24 protein-coding genes and 1 other RNA gene are annotated in these 17,369 nt (G+C 41.1%); 18 read left to right on the top strand and 7 right to left on the bottom strand.

The annotated features are described in order from the left end of the window. The first annotated feature begins 36 nt into the window (after positions 1–36). The 4 genes from NSS65_RS16300 to NSS65_RS16285 are packed head-to-tail and all read left to right on the top strand — an operon-like array spanning position 37 to position 2,816. The gene (locus NSS65_RS16300) at positions 37–804 is read left to right on the top strand and encodes an ABC transporter ATP-binding protein (RefSeq protein WP_326135276.1); all 768 of its coding nucleotides are present in this window, start codon (positions 37–39) and stop codon (positions 802–804) included. Next, a complete protein-coding gene (locus NSS65_RS16295; protein WP_326135277.1) occupies positions 776–2,173 on the top strand; it encodes a hypothetical protein in 1,398 nt (465 codons plus the stop codon). Before NSS65_RS16300 ends, NSS65_RS16295 begins: the two co-directional genes overlap by 29 nt. Then, on the top strand, positions 2,170–2,538 hold the full coding sequence (locus NSS65_RS16290; RefSeq protein WP_070326029.1) for a metalloprotease family protein: 369 nt from the start codon (positions 2,170–2,172) through the stop codon (positions 2,536–2,538). The genes NSS65_RS16295 and NSS65_RS16290 overlap by 4 nt, the downstream gene beginning before the upstream one ends. Next, a complete protein-coding gene (locus NSS65_RS16285; protein ID WP_024426069.1) occupies positions 2,535–2,816 on the top strand; it encodes a hypothetical protein in 282 nt (93 codons plus the stop codon). The genes NSS65_RS16290 and NSS65_RS16285 overlap by 4 nt, the downstream gene beginning before the upstream one ends. A 21-nt stretch (positions 2,817–2,837) precedes the next feature. On the opposite strand, the gene NSS65_RS16280 is transcribed toward NSS65_RS16285, so the two are convergent. Both NSS65_RS16280 and NSS65_RS16275 read right to left on the bottom strand, forming a co-directional pair. Further along, entirely contained in the window at positions 2,838–3,302 is a 465-nt protein-coding gene (locus NSS65_RS16280) for a GNAT family N-acetyltransferase (protein ID WP_326135278.1), read from the bottom strand. Between the two features lie 15 nt (positions 3,303–3,317). After that, complete coding sequence (locus tag NSS65_RS16275) at positions 3,318–3,782, bottom strand: hypothetical protein (RefSeq protein WP_041115645.1); 465 nt, start codon at positions 3,780–3,782, stop codon at positions 3,318–3,320. Positions 3,783–3,901: 119 nt separating this feature from the next. On the opposite strand from NSS65_RS16275, the gene NSS65_RS16270 reads away from it, so the two are divergent. After that, complete coding sequence (locus NSS65_RS16270) at positions 3,902–4,534, top strand: NAAT family transporter (protein WP_034280938.1); 633 nt, start codon at positions 3,902–3,904, stop codon at positions 4,532–4,534. Positions 4,535–4,588: 54 nt separating this feature from the next. Here the strand turns inward: NSS65_RS16270 and NSS65_RS16265 are convergent, their stop codons facing one another. Beyond that, positions 4,589–5,125, bottom strand: coding sequence for a GbsR/MarR family transcriptional regulator (locus NSS65_RS16265; protein ID WP_065215040.1), 537 nt, complete (start codon positions 5,123–5,125; stop codon positions 4,589–4,591). A gap of 269 nt (positions 5,126–5,394) precedes the next feature. On the opposite strand from NSS65_RS16265, the gene NSS65_RS16260 reads away from it, so the two are divergent. The 4 genes from NSS65_RS16260 to NSS65_RS16245 are packed head-to-tail and all read left to right on the top strand — an operon-like array spanning position 5,395 to position 8,852. Continuing rightward, the gene (locus NSS65_RS16260; RefSeq protein ID WP_025094044.1) at positions 5,395–6,543 is read left to right on the top strand and encodes a betaine/proline/choline family ABC transporter ATP-binding protein; all 1,149 of its coding nucleotides are present in this window, start codon (positions 5,395–5,397) and stop codon (positions 6,541–6,543) included. A 13-nt stretch (positions 6,544–6,556) separates the two neighbouring features. Next, complete coding sequence (locus NSS65_RS16255; protein ID WP_034280933.1) at positions 6,557–7,210, top strand: ABC transporter permease; 654 nt, start codon at positions 6,557–6,559, stop codon at positions 7,208–7,210. A 13-nt stretch (positions 7,211–7,223) separates the two neighbouring features. Beyond that, entirely contained in the window at positions 7,224–8,141 is a 918-nt protein-coding gene (locus NSS65_RS16250) for an osmoprotectant ABC transporter substrate-binding protein (RefSeq protein ID WP_120207697.1), read from the top strand. A 21-nt stretch (positions 8,142–8,162) separates the two neighbouring features. Then, complete coding sequence (locus NSS65_RS16245; RefSeq protein ID WP_034280931.1) at positions 8,163–8,852, top strand: ABC transporter permease; 690 nt, start codon at positions 8,163–8,165, stop codon at positions 8,850–8,852. A 77-nt stretch (positions 8,853–8,929) separates the two neighbouring features. Here NSS65_RS16245 and NSS65_RS16240 read toward each other — a convergent pair whose 3' ends face one another. From NSS65_RS16240 to NSS65_RS16230, 3 genes are all read right to left on the bottom strand, one after another. After that, positions 8,930–9,250 (bottom strand): helix-turn-helix domain-containing protein, encoded by a 321-nt coding sequence (locus NSS65_RS16240; protein ID WP_024423485.1) that lies wholly within the window; start codon positions 9,248–9,250, stop codon positions 8,930–8,932. 70 nt (positions 9,251–9,320) lie between these two features. After that, positions 9,321–9,722: a transcriptional regulator gene (locus tag NSS65_RS16235; protein WP_034280930.1), complete on the bottom strand. Its 402-nt coding sequence runs from the start codon at positions 9,720–9,722 to the stop codon at positions 9,321–9,323. Between the two features lie 138 nt (positions 9,723–9,860). Continuing rightward, a complete protein-coding gene (locus NSS65_RS16230; protein ID WP_034280928.1) occupies positions 9,861–10,256 on the bottom strand; it encodes a helix-turn-helix transcriptional regulator in 396 nt (131 codons plus the stop codon). Between the two features lie 154 nt (positions 10,257–10,410). Between NSS65_RS16230 and NSS65_RS16225 the strand changes: the two genes are divergently transcribed. The 9 genes from NSS65_RS16225 (at position 10,411) to NSS65_RS16185 (ending at position 17,192) form a co-directional block, all read left to right on the top strand. Continuing rightward, complete coding sequence (locus NSS65_RS16225) at positions 10,411–10,644, top strand: helix-turn-helix transcriptional regulator (protein WP_024719830.1); 234 nt, start codon at positions 10,411–10,413, stop codon at positions 10,642–10,644. A 37-nt stretch (positions 10,645–10,681) separates the two neighbouring features. After that, positions 10,682–10,972: an AbrB/MazE/SpoVT family DNA-binding domain-containing protein gene (locus NSS65_RS16220; RefSeq protein ID WP_024423481.1), complete on the top strand. Its 291-nt coding sequence runs from the start codon at positions 10,682–10,684 to the stop codon at positions 10,970–10,972. A gap of 186 nt (positions 10,973–11,158) precedes the next feature. After that, the gene (gene secG / locus NSS65_RS16215) at positions 11,159–11,392 is read left to right on the top strand and encodes a preprotein translocase subunit SecG (RefSeq protein ID WP_003212746.1); all 234 of its coding nucleotides are present in this window, start codon (positions 11,159–11,161) and stop codon (positions 11,390–11,392) included. A gap of 124 nt (positions 11,393–11,516) precedes the next feature. Then, positions 11,517–12,263 carry a carboxylesterase gene (locus tag NSS65_RS16210; protein WP_034280925.1) on the top strand — a complete coding sequence of 249 codons (747 nt, stop codon included), beginning with the start codon at positions 11,517–11,519 and terminating at the stop codon, positions 12,261–12,263. A gap of 19 nt (positions 12,264–12,282) precedes the next feature. Further along, complete coding sequence (gene rnr, locus NSS65_RS16205; RefSeq protein WP_326135279.1) at positions 12,283–14,625, top strand: ribonuclease R; 2,343 nt, start codon at positions 12,283–12,285, stop codon at positions 14,623–14,625. 139 nt (positions 14,626–14,764) lie between these two features. Further along, positions 14,765–15,235 (top strand): SsrA-binding protein SmpB, encoded by a 471-nt coding sequence (smpB, locus tag NSS65_RS16200; protein ID WP_012011279.1) that lies wholly within the window; start codon positions 14,765–14,767, stop codon positions 15,233–15,235. A 174-nt stretch (positions 15,236–15,409) separates the two neighbouring features. After that, positions 15,410–15,773: a transfer-messenger RNA gene (gene ssrA, locus NSS65_RS16195) on the top strand. A 605-nt stretch (positions 15,774–16,378) separates the two neighbouring features. Further along, positions 16,379–16,582: a hypothetical protein gene (locus NSS65_RS16190; RefSeq protein ID WP_075621765.1), complete on the top strand. Its 204-nt coding sequence runs from the start codon at positions 16,379–16,381 to the stop codon at positions 16,580–16,582. Between the two features lie 109 nt (positions 16,583–16,691). Next, positions 16,692–17,192 carry a hypothetical protein gene (locus tag NSS65_RS16185; RefSeq protein ID WP_326135280.1) on the top strand — a complete coding sequence of 167 codons (501 nt, stop codon included), beginning with the start codon at positions 16,692–16,694 and terminating at the stop codon, positions 17,190–17,192. A gap of 45 nt (positions 17,193–17,237) precedes the next feature. On the opposite strand, the gene NSS65_RS16180 is transcribed toward NSS65_RS16185, so the two are convergent. Further along, the gene (locus NSS65_RS16180) at positions 17,238–17,360 is read right to left on the bottom strand and encodes a hypothetical protein (protein ID WP_326135281.1); all 123 of its coding nucleotides are present in this window, start codon (positions 17,358–17,360) and stop codon (positions 17,238–17,240) included. Positions 17,361–17,369: the final 9 nt, after the last annotated feature.

Genomic DNA, 17,369 nt, shown 5'->3' with positions numbered 1-17,369 from the left:
GTCATCTGTTCTATCTGAAACAAACGGAGGGATATGATGCTGACATTACAATTAAAAGAAAAAACATATAGCCGCACCTTCTCTCTCCGTAATATTCAAATGAATGTCGAGAAAGGGCAGATGCTGCTGCTTTTGGGGCATAATGGTGCGGGAAAGACGACGATGATCCAATCCATGTTTGGGCTGACACCATTTATAGGATGCGTCACTTTACACGGTAAACAGCTGAATCTTCAATCCTCAGAACATATCTCCTTGTTGAAAAAACATGTGTCCTATATTCCTGACGAGCATTCGTTGTTCGATTATTTATCACCGAGGGAATACTTTCAATTACTTCAGCTGCCAAATGAGCAAGATGTCACACGGGAAGAGACGTTCATTGATTTGTTTGAGCTGGGTTCATATATGGATCAGCCTATCGCTCAGCTGTCTCATGGCAATCAAAAGAAAACACAGATCATTTCCCAGCTCCTCAGGCCATGTGATTATTATGTGTTCGACGAGCCAACGAACGGACTTGATCCAGATATGATGATCATCTTAAAAAAGGTGCTCATGAAGCTGAGAAATCAAGGCGCTGGCATTCTCATTTCAACCCATCATTTGAGCTTTGGTGATACGCTTTATGACCATCTCATGATCTTAAGAAATGGGGACGTCAAACTGGATATGTCCCGCCAAGAAACGAATCTGACATTTCCTCATCAGGCACTTGAAGAGATTTATAAAGAAGTGAATCGAGATTACTATATGCAGGTGGAGAGGTTACTCAATGATCTGGACACGACACGTTCTTCATAAAATAGAATGGGGAATGCTGACAACGAAAGGAAAGCAGCTCGCAAAAAAGTACCCTATACAGCTTCTCGCAGCCGCGGCTTTTTTCTTGCTCATGTACGCGATATACGTCGTTATCAGCCTGCGTTTTTTCATGCAGGCAGTAGAAAGTGAGCCGGCTGCTCTATACCTCCAATTGATGAAAATGACGCTTTTACTTTTAGGTGCAGCTATTTTGTTATCCCGCAATAAATTAAAGCGACAGGAATATCAATTCTACTTTTTGAATAGTGCGATACAAAGTGTGCCATTTGTCCTTTGTGTGTATTTCTTTCCGATGCTCTTTTGTTTTCTCATGGTAGGACTGCTTTTTTTACCGATTGTCTTAGGCCTTTTGATCAGCGGTGTTACGCCATCTTTGTATTGGATAACGGCTGTATGCATGACTTGCTGTGTACTGGCGCTGCTTGCACTTGCTTCTTGGATGGTGATGCGGATTGCTGTGAGCCATTTCGTATCTAAAACAAAAGAGCATTTGCTGCTGCAAACGCTCGGCTTTGCGGTGCTGAATCTATTGGTGTTTCTCCTTTTGCAAAAAGCAATGGTGATGATCCGTGTATGGCCATCAGTCTATCTCATATTTCTGGTGATCCTTCTAAGCGCTGGCTGGCTATGGCTGAAGGGGTTAGCGGCTTCTTATGTCCATCGGATGTTTTTGCAGCTGAAAACAGAGGTGAAGTCGTTTTCTTACAAGAAAATCAGAACGCAATCTTCCTTTCTGACGCACATGCGGCAGGAATTGGTCTATTTCAGCCGGTCAGCTGTTTTTAAAGAACAGGGCATTTTGTTTTTATTTCTCGTTTGTTTGACGGCGGGGCTGCCATTTGTTTTTACACCGGTAGAAACCGGCTGGCTGTATGCCTTTATTGTGCAGTATGCATTAAAGGAAATATTGATCATGCTTCCGCTGATGATTGGCAGAGAATATCATATGAATCAAAGGGCTATTTTTATGTTAAATACATCAAAGAGTGCTTATTTATTGTCGAGAATTTTATTTTATTACGCTATTAATTTGTTGACATATTTTGTGTTTATTTGGCTTGCATCTATGGTGATAGGCATTGAAAGTGAAGGGCATGGCCTCGCAAGTTTGTCCATTTTGTTGATCACTGCCATGGCGGCCTGTACAGGGTTTATCGTGAAGATCAGTGAGTTTAATAAACTGTTTGTCATCGTGATGATGATTGCTGTATTCAGCTTCATCGATATGCTTTTATTGAGGTGGCTTTCATCAGATGTGTATCTTCTCGCCACCGCCTATCTGCTAGGTTCACTTGCATTCTTTATCTGTATATATGCTGTCATGTTAAAGAGGCCTGTTTTGCGATGATAGAGCTTGTGTGCAGTTTCCTAGCGGTTGTGGTGATACATGAACTCGGTCATATACTGATGGTCATGTTGTGTAACAAAATCGAAAAAAGGCCGCTCTTTGATTTTGTGGTCACGATTGATTGGAAGCATGTGGCGGTCGTCCATGAAACGTTTGGCCGGCCGAGCTTCAATATGATGGTGGCACTTGCAGGGCCGCTCTTTCCGGTGCTTTGTTCGATTGTGCTTATTATGATATGGAAGCATCCGGTCAGTCATCAGCTGCTGTTTTTTTCTTTACTAAATACGGTGATGCTGCATCCAGCTTGTCCAGACGGGAAAAATATCACAGCCAGTTTAAAAGAGATGAAGGAGAGAAAGAGATGATCAAAGTATTTCATTCGTTTTCCAGCGGTATAACACTTGCGATGCTGTATGTATTTGCTGTGTTTATGACCCCTGTTTTTTTACTGCTGCTAGAGGTCAATCATGTTGAATCAAGCCCAACATTGTTTGGCATGCCATTTTATATCATGAAAATTGAAGAGTATCAATTCAGCTCAGAGGCGACGCTCTTTGGATGTGTGGTCTGTTTTTTAGCTGGCGCCGTCCTTTATTTCTTCATTCAATATGTGAAGCATGTGGTAAAAAAGCGCAGAACATAAAAAAGCAGACGGAACAAAACATCAGTCTGCTTGCAAAGTGAGTGACAGCCGTACCATATCCATACACTGAATGCCATTTTCAAAAATCGGTTCATCATAATGCTTAAGAAAGAAATCGTGGTCAATAGATGTCATGCGGAAGCCGCATTTCTGATAAAGTGCGAGCTGCTGAATGCTCGAGTTGCCTGTGCCGATTTCAACCGTGTGAAAACCTGCGGCTTTCGCTTCATCAATGGCATGGCGGATCAGCTGCTTCCCAATTCCTTTTCCTTGCCATGATTCCTTCACGGCGACATTAATGATTTCGACTGTCTGCTGAGACAGAGATAAAAGCACATAGACGCCAATCACGTCCTGTTCATGATACGCGGCATAACAAGAGCCGGATTGCACATAAGTAAGAACCTTTTCCTTGGAAGGATCAGCTAAGAGTAAAAGATCCATAGGGACAGATTGATCATCTGACAATGGCCGAATGTGTATCATGTTTTTTCATCCTTTCTATTCTTTAATATACCCTTGTTTCACACCCCAATCATATTGATCCTGTACCCATTGTGAGGGCGGATTGTGGGTGACATTTGGGTCTTTTTTGACAGTTGGTTTCCTTGCAGCCTGTGCTCTCTGCTTATTCGCTTGAGCAGTGGCTTTCGCTGCTGTCAGCTCTTTTTGAAGCTGGTCAATTTTTGCCTCAAGCGCTTTTCGCTGCTTGACTTCTTTTTGATAGGCTTTCTTTTCGTTTTTGAGCTTTTTCGACATGGTCGACAGTTTCTTTTTTTGATCTTCGTTTTCATGTTTCATATCTGCTTGATCTGATTTCAACTGCGAAAGCTGCTCAGTGTTCGTTTTGCTTTCTTGCTGATGTTTTTCCTCTGCTGCTTTGATGGTCTGCTGCTGCCAAACCATCCAGCCGGCTGCGCCTAAAACCGCAACAGATAGAAGGACGATAGTGATTGTTTTCTTCATGTGTGATTCCCCTTTCAATAAAACCTCTATTAACATCGGTTAAATATATACAGGTTTTAACATCACAAGGGAATATTCACATCAGATTGGCAGACACTATGAAAAAAGGAGGGTGTCTGTTGATTTCCTTTATGATTCATGTCGTGGTCTCATTATTTGCTGTATCAAATCCCATTGGAAACGTGCCTCTTTTTATCACCTTAACAGAGGGATATACAGAGAAAGAACGCTCCCAGACAGCCAAAAAAGCCATTGTGGTCTCTTTCATCATTCTGATTGCCTTTCTATTGGCAGGCAGGCTTATTTTCAAATTGTTTGGGATCGATATTCATGCACTCCGCATCGCTGGAGGTATTTTTATTTTTGGTATCGCTTACAATTTACTGAATGCAAAGGAGTCACATGTCCAAAATCCACATTCTGAAGAAAAGGCAGAAAGCAAAGAGAAAGCGGATGTCTCCGTTACGCCGCTGGCGATCCCGATCATCGCTGGTCCTGGTACAATCGCTACAGTGATGAGCTTAACCCCGGGAAGTCAAGTGATGCTTCACATGTTTGCCATTGTAATTGGCATTGTCATCGTTCTGGCAATGACCTTTTATGCCTTTCATTATTCAAGTTTCATTATGCGGAAAATGGGGAAAACAGAGATGAATGTCGTGACGCGGTTAATGGGATTAATTCTTGCTGTAGTGGCAGTTGAGATGATCGGCGCAGGCTTAAAAGGGATGTTTCCAATGTTTATGCAATAAGTGTATATAAAAAAGCTGTTTTTTCTACAATGATGTAAAATAAAACAGCTTTTTTTAAGGTTTCGGCACATGCTTAAACACTTCTTCACTTTCAAAGAATTCAATTAAGCGGCTAATCCAATCATAGTAATCAAGACTTTCCTTAATTTCTGAAAGAAGCAGATTGATTTTATTCTCTGTCTCTTCTGGCAGGTCGTCCTGTTCAAGCAGCTCCAGCAATTCCTTGCACGTTTTCTTATGTGCCTTGCGGTTTTTGCTGACAACTCGGGACCAATTGGCTGCAAACAAGGAAATAAACGTTTGATATTGATCTTGCTCAACGTCATATAGATCTTTACGTATTCCTTTTTCATAAACCTTTTCCGCAATATTCAAATCAAGCATTTCTCGAACGACTTGACTCATTCTCGTTTTGCTCATGCCTGTCGCCTCTGATAGCTCCCCAAGCGTCATTGGTTTACGGTTCATGTGAATGATACCAAGCACTCTACCCACTGTAGAAGAAAGACCAAAGGCATTCATGTTCTCGGCAGCTTTTTCAATATAATGATCCTGTGCTTTTTGAATGGCGCCTAACGCTAGCTTGTCCACTCCCCGATTCATCCCTTCACGACTGACAATTTGTAACACAATATATCATATACCTGTTTGTTGATGAAAACAATAAATATTGAGTATTTGCTCGTAATTTGGAGGAAAAAGGAGAGATCTCTATCTATTGGGCCGTTAACTGAAAATTTTAAATAAATGTTATGCAATACAAACACATCATAAACTTTTTATTTTATAAAGTTTGCACTATAATAAATAAGGTGTAAATTTTCTGAAAATATTGATCCGACTAATTGGAGGTGTCTCATTTGCTGAAACTAGAGAATGTATCTAAGACGTATAAAGGCGGAAAAAAAGCTGTCAAAAATATTGATTTAGAAATAGCAAAAGGAGAATTTATTTGTTTTATTGGACCGAGTGGCTGTGGTAAGACAACAACCATGAAGATGATCAACCGACTCATCGAACCTTCCTCAGGAAAAATCTTCATCGAGGGAGAAAACATTATGAAAAAAGATCCAGTTCAATTAAGAAGAGAAATTGGCTATGTGATTCAGCAAATTGGACTGTTCCCCCATATGACCATCGCACAAAACATTTCACTTGTTCCGAAGCTGTTAAAATGGCCGGAAGAAAAACGAAAAGAACGGGCGCGTGAACTGCTGAAGCTTGTCGACATGGGACCGGAATATTTAGAGCGCTATCCTCATGAACTCAGCGGAGGACAGCAGCAGCGTATTGGTGTTCTTCGCGCACTAGCAGCGGAACCCCCTCTGATCCTCATGGATGAACCGTTTGGCGCACTTGATCCAATCACACGAGATTCATTGCAGGAAGAATTTAAGAAACTGCAAAAAACGTTAAATAAAACCATCGTATTCGTCACACATGACATGGACGAAGCTATTAAACTAGCTGATCGAATTGTGATTTTAAAAGATGGAGAGATTGTCCAAGTAGGTACGCCTGACGATATTCTGCGAAACCCAGCCAATGAATTCGTAGAAGAATTCATCGGCAAAGAACGTCTGCTTCAATCAAATCCGAATATGGAACGTGTAGAACAAATGATGAACACGTCACCAGTCACCGTTACAGTTGAAAAAACATTAACAGATGCCATCTACATCATGAGAGAAAAGCGGGTCGATTCCTTGCTTGTAGTAGATGAACATCATGTGCTAAAAGGCTATATCGATATTGAAACAATCGATGCGAACCGCAGAAAAGCAGCTTTTGTTGGTGATATTTTAAATACAGAGTTCTATACCGTACAAGAAGGCGCACTTCTAAGAGACACTGTCCGGAAAATCTTAATACGCGGCATTAAATATGTACCGGTTGTGGATGCAGAAGGGCACTTAAAAGGCATTGTGACACGTGCAAGTCTTGTAGATGTTGTGTACGACTCCATTTGGGGAGACGATACGCCAGCAGCTGTCACTGAAATGAAGTAAGGGAGGTGTACACATGGATCAAATCATCGACTTTCTAGAGAAAAATGGCGGGGAACTCCTCACAAAAATGTGGGAGCATTTATATATTTCCTTAATTGCAGTTGTGCTCGGTATTCTTGTTGCCGTTCCTTTAGGCGTGGTACTCACACGAATGAAGCGAGGCGCAGGTTTTATCATCGGTATCGTGAATATCTTTCAAACACTCCCTAGTTTAGCGATTCTTGCCTTTTTTATTCCTATTTTGGGGGTTGGGAAAATACCTGCAATCGTTGCTCTCTTTTTCTATTCGGTTTTACCTATTTTAAGAAATACGTATGCCGGGGTACAAGGTGTGAACAAAAACTTGCTTGAATCCGGTAAAGGAATCGGGATGACAACATGGGAACAAATTCGTCTTGTTGAACTCCCGCTTGCTGTACCGGTCATTATGGCAGGTGTTAGAACGTCAACGATTTATTTGATTGGCTGGACAACACTTGCAGCCTTTATTGGTGGAGGCGGTCTAGGTGACTACATTTTGATTGGACTTCAGCTGTATCAGCCGGAATTCATTATTGCGGGTGCGATCCCAGTCACAATTTTAGCAGTCATCATCGACCTATCATTAATGAAGCTGGAGAAAAAAGTAACACCTGAAGGCTTAAAAGGATTGAAGGAAGTTTCATAAGGAGTTGGCTTATGTGAAGAATCGAAAAACAAAATGGATCAGTGCACTGCTTGCCGGATGCTTGCTATTGATAAGCGGCTGTTCACTTCCTGGACTAGCCGGCTCCTCAGGGGGCACACTGCGAATTGGAGCACAAAACTTTACCGAATCAGAAATTATGGCCTATATGGTTGGCGATATGATTGAACATTACACAGATAAAAAGACGACCATTGTGAAAAACCTAGGCTCCAACACTGTGCAGCAGAAAGCAATGGAAAACGGAGATGTCGACATTTCTGCCACAAGATATTCAGGCACAGATTTAACAAGCACGCTTGGAATGGATGCGGAAAAAGACCCGGAGCGGGCGATGGAGATCGTCCAAAAAGAATTTAAAAAACGCTATGATTACAAATGGTTTGATTCTTATGGATTTGATAATACGTATGCCTTTGCCGTAACGCAGAAGATGGCGAAGGAAAATAATTTAGAAACGGTCTCTGATTTGAAAAAGAATGCGACCAATTACCGATTTGGGGTCGATAACATATGGCTCAAAAAGAAAGGCGACGGCTATGACGGATTTGTGAAAACATACGGAATCAAATTTGGCAGCACATATCCGATGCAGATTGGTTTAGTCTATGATGCATTAAAAAATGAAAAAATGGATATTGTACTTGCCTATTCAACAGATGGACGAATCAAAGCCTATAATCTCAAAATCTTAAAAGATGATAAACGGTTCTTCCCGCCATATGATGCATCGCCAGTAGTCCCGGAGAAAGTCTTAAAAGAAAATCCAGGGCTTGATAAGGTGATCAACAGGCTGATCGGAAAAATCGATACAGAACAAATGCAAGAGCTGAACTATCAAGTCGACGGAGAGCTTCAAGAACCAGCAACCGTTGCGAAGAATTTCCTGAAAAAACACAATTACTTTGAGTAAGATGGGGAGGTGTCACGGCTGATGGACACACTGCAGCAATTATGGACGTATTATCAGCAGAACGGGTCATATGTGTTAGAAGAATTTTATCGGCATTTTCTCATGTCGGCGTATGGGGTGTTGTTTGCGGCGATTGTCGGGATTCCAGTAGGCATCTTTGTCGCGCATTACCGCAAGCTGAGCAATTGGGTCTTTGCCATTACCAACGTCATCCAAACGATACCGGCATTAGCGATGCTTTCCGTGTTGATGCTTGTATTAGGACTTGGCGCAAATACAGTCATCCTATCACTCTTTCTGTATTCGCTTCTGCCGATCATCAGAAACACGTATACAGGCATTGTCAGCATTGAACATGCCTATTTAGAATCAGGTAAAGCGATGGGCATGACGAAATGGCAAGTGCTGAGAATGGTTGAACTACCGCTTGCTTTATCAGTCATTATGGCTGGTTTAAGAACCGCACTGGTCATTGCCATCGGAATTACAGCGATTGGAACATTTGTGGGCGCGGGAGGTCTTGGTGATATCATCATCAGAGGGTCAAACGCAACAAACGGAACAGCCATCATTTTAGCAGGTGCGATTCCAACTGCACTTATGGCTATTATCGCTGACCTTGTCATGGGCTGGCTCGAACGCTATTTAAGCCCGACAAACAAGAAAAAAGAAAGAAAAGCGTTAGCTGAAAAAAACATCACATCTGCTTAAGCTGTTGAAAAGACAAAACCTCCCTTACATCTGTAAGGGAGGTTGTTTTATGAAGATCAGGTGGTTCGAATGCTGGTTTATGATTCAAGCGTGATCCATTCAGAGGACCACTTCGCAATTTCCTCAAAAACGGGTGCAAGTGAACGCCCCATATCTGTTAAAGAATACTCAATGCGCACGGGTGTTTCAGCAAAAACCTCCCGTTTTACAATACCTGCTGCTTCCAGCTCTTTTAATCTCTCAGATAATACTCTTCCGCTTAAATTTGTCAGAGCCGCCTCAATTTCACTAAAGCGCTGCTGACCTGAGAGAAGCTGAAAAACAATCAGTGCCACCCAGCGTTTACTCAATAACTCAACTGCTTTTTCAAACCGCGGGCACATGTCAGATTGATTCATCTTTCTTCACTCCAATCTGAACCCATTATACCGTAAATCTGTTATAAATCGGCGCAAAAAGCTTAAACATTTATGAGGACGAACGGCTGTTTAACATAAATAACAAATAGCGGTTGAGGTCCTCTATTTCTTTTTTCGAAAGGGTTGACCATATGTCACCATCAAATATTTCGAGATCACCAAGTTCATATTGCGCTGCGGCTTCCTTTATTTTGGATAAAGCAAGATCATCTTCCCTAAGCTGTTGGACAGAAGCGGCTTCCTCAATATAGCCCGCAGCCTGCATCATGTCTTCATAAGGTACCTTTAACGCACCAGCTAGCTTTTTAATCGTAGGAGGTTTCGGAATGCCGCGTTTCCCGTTTTCAATACGAGATATACCGGCAGCGCTGACCTCAGAATACATCGCTAATTGGTTCACCGACAGCTTCTTTTCCTCTCGTAATGCTCTTAAATATGCACCAAAGTTCATTAACGCAAAACCTCACATGGTTATAGATTAGATATGTCTATTTTACTTGATTTGTTGACTATTGGCAATAAGTACACCATGAAAATATTGACATTAGTTAATGGTGGATGTACATTAGGTTTATGCCCCGCTATTTGTTCACCTTTTTTGGTTGATGAGCGTGAGAAAGTATTCATTCAGCTGGCTGATGTCTTGTGCGGAGAGCCTTTCCCATTTGTCCCCGTCAAAAATGGGGAGATGTTCTACATCCTTTTGAAGCGCCGTTTGATAGATTTTTAACATGGACTCATATTTCGGTTTCATTTCATGAACTTGTTCCTGTTCAATATGACCGGCAAGCAGCATTAAATCCTCATAAGGCACCTTCAAGGCGTGTGCTAATTTTTTTATGGTTAAAGGCTTTGGCACACCGCGCTTTCCATTTTCAATACGAGAAATACCAGCAGCGCTTACACCTGAATACATGGCAAGCTGATTGACCGACATTTTTCTATTTTCTCTTAAAATGCGTAATTGTTCACCAAAGTGATTCATGACATCGAACCTCACATTTCAGTATATGACTTATTTTAGTATGATCATTGACCAAAGGAAATAGCAGAGGGGTAAAAGTGTTGACATAAGTTAATGAATCTGCTTGATGTGAGAGTCTTACATGTTGTACATAATGATTCCATAGGAGGTTGTAATGATGGTCGAAAAGATTCAGATCAGGCGGGCTTTTGTCATGCAGTATATGATCGAGAACGATATGTCGTTAAATCAGCTCGCTGATGAAATTGGCATCTCTCCTGCCACACTTAGCAGGGTATTAAATGGTCACCGAAAACCGGGACAGCTTGTCATTGGCAAAATGATTCATTACTTTGATAAAAAATTTGAAGATCTATTTTACTATGAAAATGTTGACAAAAGTCAATGAGTGATATCATCATATCATCATCAAGGAGGAAATGTCATTGAAAAGGACTGGGATGGTCAGACATATTGATTCTCTCGGCAGAATTGTTCTGCCCTCAGAAATGCGCAAGGTACTCAATATTAAAGAAGAGCAGCTGTTAGAAATTTTCATTGAAGATCAAACCATTATGCTGAAAAAATATGATGCAGATAAGAGCTGCCTGCTGACGGGACAAGTGACGAAGTACAACAAAAGCTATGGAAATGGGAACGTGATGCTGAGTCCTGAAGGAGCTGAACGTTTGTTAGTAGAATTAAAACAGCTATTGAAGGAAGAAGCAACTCATTAAAAATGTGTTTTTAACCGAAAAATTGCATATAAAAATGCTGCAGCCAGCACTTTGGAACGAAATTGTATCAAAATAACGAATCAAGTCGACAATATATAGGAAATCTTTATTTTGATGTTTCGTGACATGCACCTTGTTTTCATGTAAAATAAAGTTATGTGTACCAGTATGTCTGGAGGTGTTTTCATGCACGCATTTGTTATCACATTACTCGTAATTGTCAGTATCGCACTTATCATCGTTGTATTACTACAATCAAGTAAAAGTGCTGGACTGTCAGGCGCTATTTCAGGTGGAGCCGAGCAGCTTTTCGGTAAGCAAAAAGCGAGAGGCCTTGACTTGATTCTTCACCGTTTAACGGTTATTTTGTCAGTGCTTTTCTTCATCTTAACACTTGCATTGGCATATTTAGGCGTGTAAAGCGCGAGTAACAGAAGGTCTGATCTTTTTTCAGACCTTTTTTTATTATCAGCACTCTTTTGTGTTTGTTTCATACATACAAGTGGAAAATATAAACCATACCAGAAGGAAAGGAAGTCACATCATGAAAGTTGTTACACCAAAACCATTTACGTTTAAAGGTGGAGAAAAGGCGGTGCTTCTTCTTCACGGTTTTACTGGGAATACAGCCGATGTTCGAATGCTTGGCCGTTATTTGAACGATAGAGGATATACATGCCATGCACCTCAATATAAAGGACACGGTGTGCCGCCAGAAGAGCTTGTCCATACAGGCCCGGCTGACTGGTGGAAAGACGTTGAAGAAGGCTATCAATTCTTAAAAGATGAGGGTTATGAGGAGATTGCAGTTTGCGGACTATCCCTCGGAGGAGTTTTTTCATTGAAATTAGGTTACACTGTACCTGTAAAGGGAATTGTACCTATGTGTGCACCTATGTACATAAAAAGTGAAGAAGTCATGTACCAGGGTGTACTAGATTATGCCCGTAACTATAAGAAATTTGAGGGTAAGTCAGAGGACCAAATTGAACAAGAAATGGAATCGTTCAAGAAAACACCAATGGATACACTGAGGAGCCTGCAAGAACTGATTGCAGATGTTAGAAACAATGTCGACATGATCTATTCACCTACTTTTGTTGTGCAGGCACGTCACGATCATATGATTAATACAGACAGTGCGAATATCATTTATAACGAAGTAGAGACAGATGATAAGCATTTGAAATGGTATGAAGAATCAGGCCATGTCATCACGCTTGATAAAGAGCGGGAGAAGGTTCATCAGGATGTCTATGCATTCTTAGAATCACTTGATTGGTCAATTTAAATATATAGGGGGTTAGAGTGTGCAAAAAGAAGAATTTATGGATGAATTACTCGCTTTTATGAAAGAAGAAGCGTATAAACCGTTAACCGTTCAAGAGCTGGAAGTCATGATGGAGATTACCAATCCTGATGATTATAAAGAGCTCGTCAAAGCACTTGTGACGCTGGAGGATCAAGGACTCATCGTTCGCACGCGCAGCGACCGTTACGGAGTACCCGAAAAAATGAATTTGGTAAAAGGAAAGCTGTCTGCTCATGCAAAAGGATTTGCATTTGTAACGCCTGAAGAGTTTGGACAGGATGATATTTTCATTCCGCCAAATGAGTTAGGCACAGCGATGAATGGAGATACCGTCATGGTTCGTGTCAGCCACAAATCAAATGGCACGAAAAAGGAAGGAACTGTTATCCGCATTCTCGAGCGTAATACTCAGACGGTTGTCGGTACCTACACAGAAACGAAAAGCTTTGGCTTTGTCATTCCTGATGATAAAAAAATCACAAACGATATCTTCATTCCGAAATCCGCTAAAAACGGTGCGGTCGAAGGTCATAAAGTCGTTGTGACGCTGACAAGCTACCCTGAAGGAAGAATGAGTGCAGAAGGTGAAGTGACTGAAATCCTCGGTCATAAAAATGACCCTGGCATTGATATTTTGTCGATCATTCATAAACACGGTCTGCCAGGTGAGTTCCCAGAAGAAGCACTTCAGCAGGCAGCAGACACACCTGAAACGATTGATGAAAAAGACCTTGAAGGCAGACGCGACTTGCGCAATGAAACGATTGTGACGATTGACGGTGCAGATGCGAAGGACTTAGATGATGCTGTAACTGTGCAAAAGCTGGATGATGGCAAATATAAGCTTGGCGTGCACATTGCAGACGTTTCTCATTATGTCACAGAGAATTCGCCGATTGATCAGGAAGCTTATGAACGTGGAACGAGTGTGTATCTCGTCGACCGCGTCATCCCAATGATTCCGCATCGTTTGTCAAACGGTATTTGTTCATTAAATCCAAAGGTCGATCGTCTCACACTGTCTTGTGAAATGGTCATTGATCGAAACGGAAAAGTCGTCAAACACGAGATTTTCCAAAGTGTGATCAAAACGACGGAGAGAATGACCTATTCTGATGTGAATAAGATTTTAGTCGACCAAGACGAAGAGCTTTTAAACAAATATGAGCCGCTAGTGCCGATGTTTCAAGAGATGGAGAAGCTTGCAGAGATTCTTCGTGACAAACGAATGGAGCGCGGAGCTGTAGACTTTGATTTCAAGGAAGCAAAAGTACTTGTAGATGATGAAGGCGCAGCGAAAGACGTTGTCATTCGTGAGCGTTCCGTTGCAGAGAAATTAATTGAAGAATTCATGCTTGTTGCAAACGAAACGGTTGCAGAGCATTTCCACTGGATGAATGTTCCGTTCATTTACCGAATTCACGAAGAACCAAACCCTGAGAAGCTTCAGCGCTTTTTAGAGTTCGTAACGACGTTTGGTTACATTGTGAAAGGGACGTCAACGAACATTCACCCGCGCGCACTTCAAAGTGTCCTCGATGCTGTCAGGGATCAACCAGAAGAAGTTGTCATTCAAACTGTGATGCTTCGCTCTATGAAACAGGCGAAGTATGATCCAGAAAGCATTGGCCATTTTGGGTTATCAACGGAATTCTATACACACTTCACATCACCGATCCGCCGTTATCCGGATTTAATCGTGCATAGACTGATTAGAACCTATTTGATTAAGAAAAAGACAGATGAAGCGACTCTAGAAAAGTGGGGCCAGCTGCTTCCTGAAATCGCAGATCATGCGTCCACGATGGAGCGCCGCTCAGTCGATGCAGAGCGTGAAACAGATGATCTGAAAAAGGCAGAGTTTATGCTAGATAAAATCGGTGAAGAGTTTGATGGCATGATTAGTTCTGTGACGAACTTTGGACTATTCGTTGAACTGCCGAATACGATAGAAGGTCTTGTCCATGTCAGCTACATGACAGACGACTATTATCGCTTTGATGAACAGCACTTTGCCATGATCGGTGAACGTACAGGGAATGTCTACCGTATCGGTGACGAAATCACTGTCAAAGTTGTTAATGTTAATAAAGATGAGCACTCAATTGATTTTGAAATCGTCGGGATGAAAGGCACTCGCCGTAAATCTCCAAAAGATTTCAAGTTCAAAAAACGGACAGATCCACCAGCGAAAAAAGGGCGTGGAGGTCAAAAAGCCTCTGGGGAAAAAGGCAAAGAGGATAAAAGCGGAAGTGACTGGTTCACAAACCGTAAAAAGAAGAAAAAGAAAAAACGCGTATTTGAAAACGCACCGAAACAAAAACGCAAAAAGAAAAAGTAACGTGCCAAAAAGCAAATAGGGCATCCCGCTCTATTTGCTTTTTGACCACATGGCGTCAGCATTGTCGAAAGCTGGATTGTTTGATAAAATAATCCGTACGATTTGGACCGTGTTTGTGTCAAAAGGAGGGTGTACGCCAATGCCAAAGGGAGAGGGAAAAGTTGTTTCCCAAAACAAAAAAGCAAATCATGATTACTTTATAGAAGAAACATACGAAGCCGGCCTAGTATTACAAGGAACTGAAATCAAATCGATTCGTGCTGGAAAAGTGAATTTAAAAGATTCCTTTGCCAAAATCGAGCGAGGAGAAGTGTTTCTTCATAATATGCACGTGAGCCCATACGAACAGGGGAACCGTTATAACCATGATCCGCTGAGAACGAGAAAGCTGCTGCTTCATCGCAAGCAAATCAGCAAATTGATTGGTGCGACAAAGGAAGAAGGCTACTCACTTGTGCCTCTGAAACTTTATTTGAAAAATGGCTTTGCCAAAGTGCTGATCGGAATCGGAAAAGGGAAGAAGAAATACGATAAACGTGAAGATCTGAAGAAAAAAGATGCAAAACGTGAAATTGAACGTGCCTTCCGCGATCGTCAAAAGCAATTCTAGCCTAATGCAGATGGCTTGCTGAGAGCGGAAGCATTATGCTACAATATGTTATGCAGTAAACAATCATCGCTGTTTTGACAGAAACCACCAGTTGTTTCGAGCGATGAGATTGTTATAATAGTTATATACGGAAGCAGTGAAGCTGAACTTCCATCCCGTATATCCCTTTTACAAGGGGACGTTACGGATTCGACAGGGATGGTTCGAGCTTAGGCTGCGAGCCGAGAGGCGATCTCGTTAACACGCACTTAAATGTAACTGGCAAAACTAAAAGTTTTAACCAAAACTTAGCACTAGCTGCCTAATAAGCGCAGCGAGCTCTTCCTGACATCGCCTATGTGTCTGTGAGGAGCCCAATGAAGTAGGCTACGCTTACGTTTCCGTCTGAGGACGTAAGAAGAGATCCATCAGACTAGCTCTCCAAGCGCCCGTCAGCAGGCATGAGGATGAGTGAACACGTAAATATGTTGACTACGCTCGTAGACGCTTAAGTAATCGATGTCTCTGGACGTGGGTTCGACTCCCACCGTCTCCATCAAAACTTTTAGAATGCAGTCGTATCAAGGGTTTGAAAGCCCTTGGTGCGTGTCTGGCAACATTTTGGCATCATTTTAGAAAATTTCTTCTTCCATGAAAGCTACAACTTCCTTTTGTTTGGAAGTGTATAGGTGGCTATAAGTGTTTAGTGTTTCTGCAACACCTGAGTGCCTTGTATTTTTTATTTATTAAATATTACACATGGTTTACGATAAGTCCAATTGATCAGCGAAACACAGATTGATAAGACTGTGACGGTTAACGGATCGAAAATGTTTAAACTTAAATCAGGATTATTCATCACTGCTTCATCAAAATATGTTCAGGTAAAACAAAAGTAAAATGAGAACTCCTCCATATTTTTGGAGGGGCTTTTTTGTGTTAATTCAGTTACTTCATGTCCACCTATTTATCATCCGTATTTTTAGAATATAAAAAAACACGTAGAGACATCTATCTTGTTTAATGCTTCTTATTACTTATTTTTACATAAATGTTGGAAGGTGAAAGGAAATTTGAGATAATAAATTGAAATTACCTTAGATATACATGAAAAGTAGATGTGTAGAATGTTTGATTTTTCTCTGATTTGGGAGGTGAACTATAATGAATGGTATAGATATATTAGAAAACGTATCAAGAATTGGTCAATTAATTCTTTTGTTCTCTGGTTATGCTCTTCACCGGCGATTGTCGAAATTAAAAAAGGAACGTCCTCTTACAAAGTACGAGAGTTTCCTGAAAGTTTTTGTAATGCTTGGTATATATGCTTGGGCGCTATCATTTTTCCTTCTATTTATGTGGGGTTAGTGTCACAATATGTCGATATTTGTAAGAAGACTTTAACTCTCACTTAAAACCCTTTATTTTCTATATTTGTATGATAAAGTTATTTTGAAAACTTAAAGGGGGTTTTAAAATGAAGAGATTATTATTTTTAATGTTAGCATTAGTCTTGGCTGTAACTGCATTTGCGCCAGCTGCTGCTGCAAAGACACAAAGCACAAAGGGATTAGAAGGTTTGACAGAAGAGCAAATTGAGAAGTCATTAAAAGAAATTGAATATATCTTCACAAAGATTATTGTTTCTGAAAAAAAAGGTTTCGTCATTAATGAGAAAGAGCTTGCGAAGTCACCTTATTCGGCTGAAGTGAAAGATGGAATGATCGTTTTTGCAAAATTAATGAATCAAGAAGTGACCACGAAAAGTAACACGGTAACTCGCTGTGTCGAGGATGCAATTGGTGTCGCTAAGGGCACATTAAAGCACCTACAAAAATCAATTGAAAAAGGAGATTGGATAGCTGTATTAGGTGCTCTTGCAGTTATGAATATTGCAATTAAGCCGCCCGTATTATTCGCGTTCATGCTGTTTTGTGGTGCACCAGTAGCCAAAATTGCTCCTGCTCAATATGAATAAAATTATTATGTGAAATTGGCCGTCAACCTGGGCGGCTTTTTTACATTACTTAAGCCACCATTCCTTCTTCTCTTTATCCCATTCTAAATTCATTTCTTGACACAAGATTTTTAACACCTTTAGGATCGTCGGCTCATCCTTACCAGTTTTCCGTTTTAGTTCATCCATCTAACTGCC

The organism is Bacillus sp. FSL K6-1006 (assembly GCF_038593175.1).
Classification (GTDB): Bacteria; Bacillota; Bacilli; order Bacillales; family Bacillaceae; genus Bacillus; species Bacillus safensis.
Note: the sequence above shows the minus strand (reverse complement) of the source record. Positions and strands in the feature narration are given on the sequence as shown.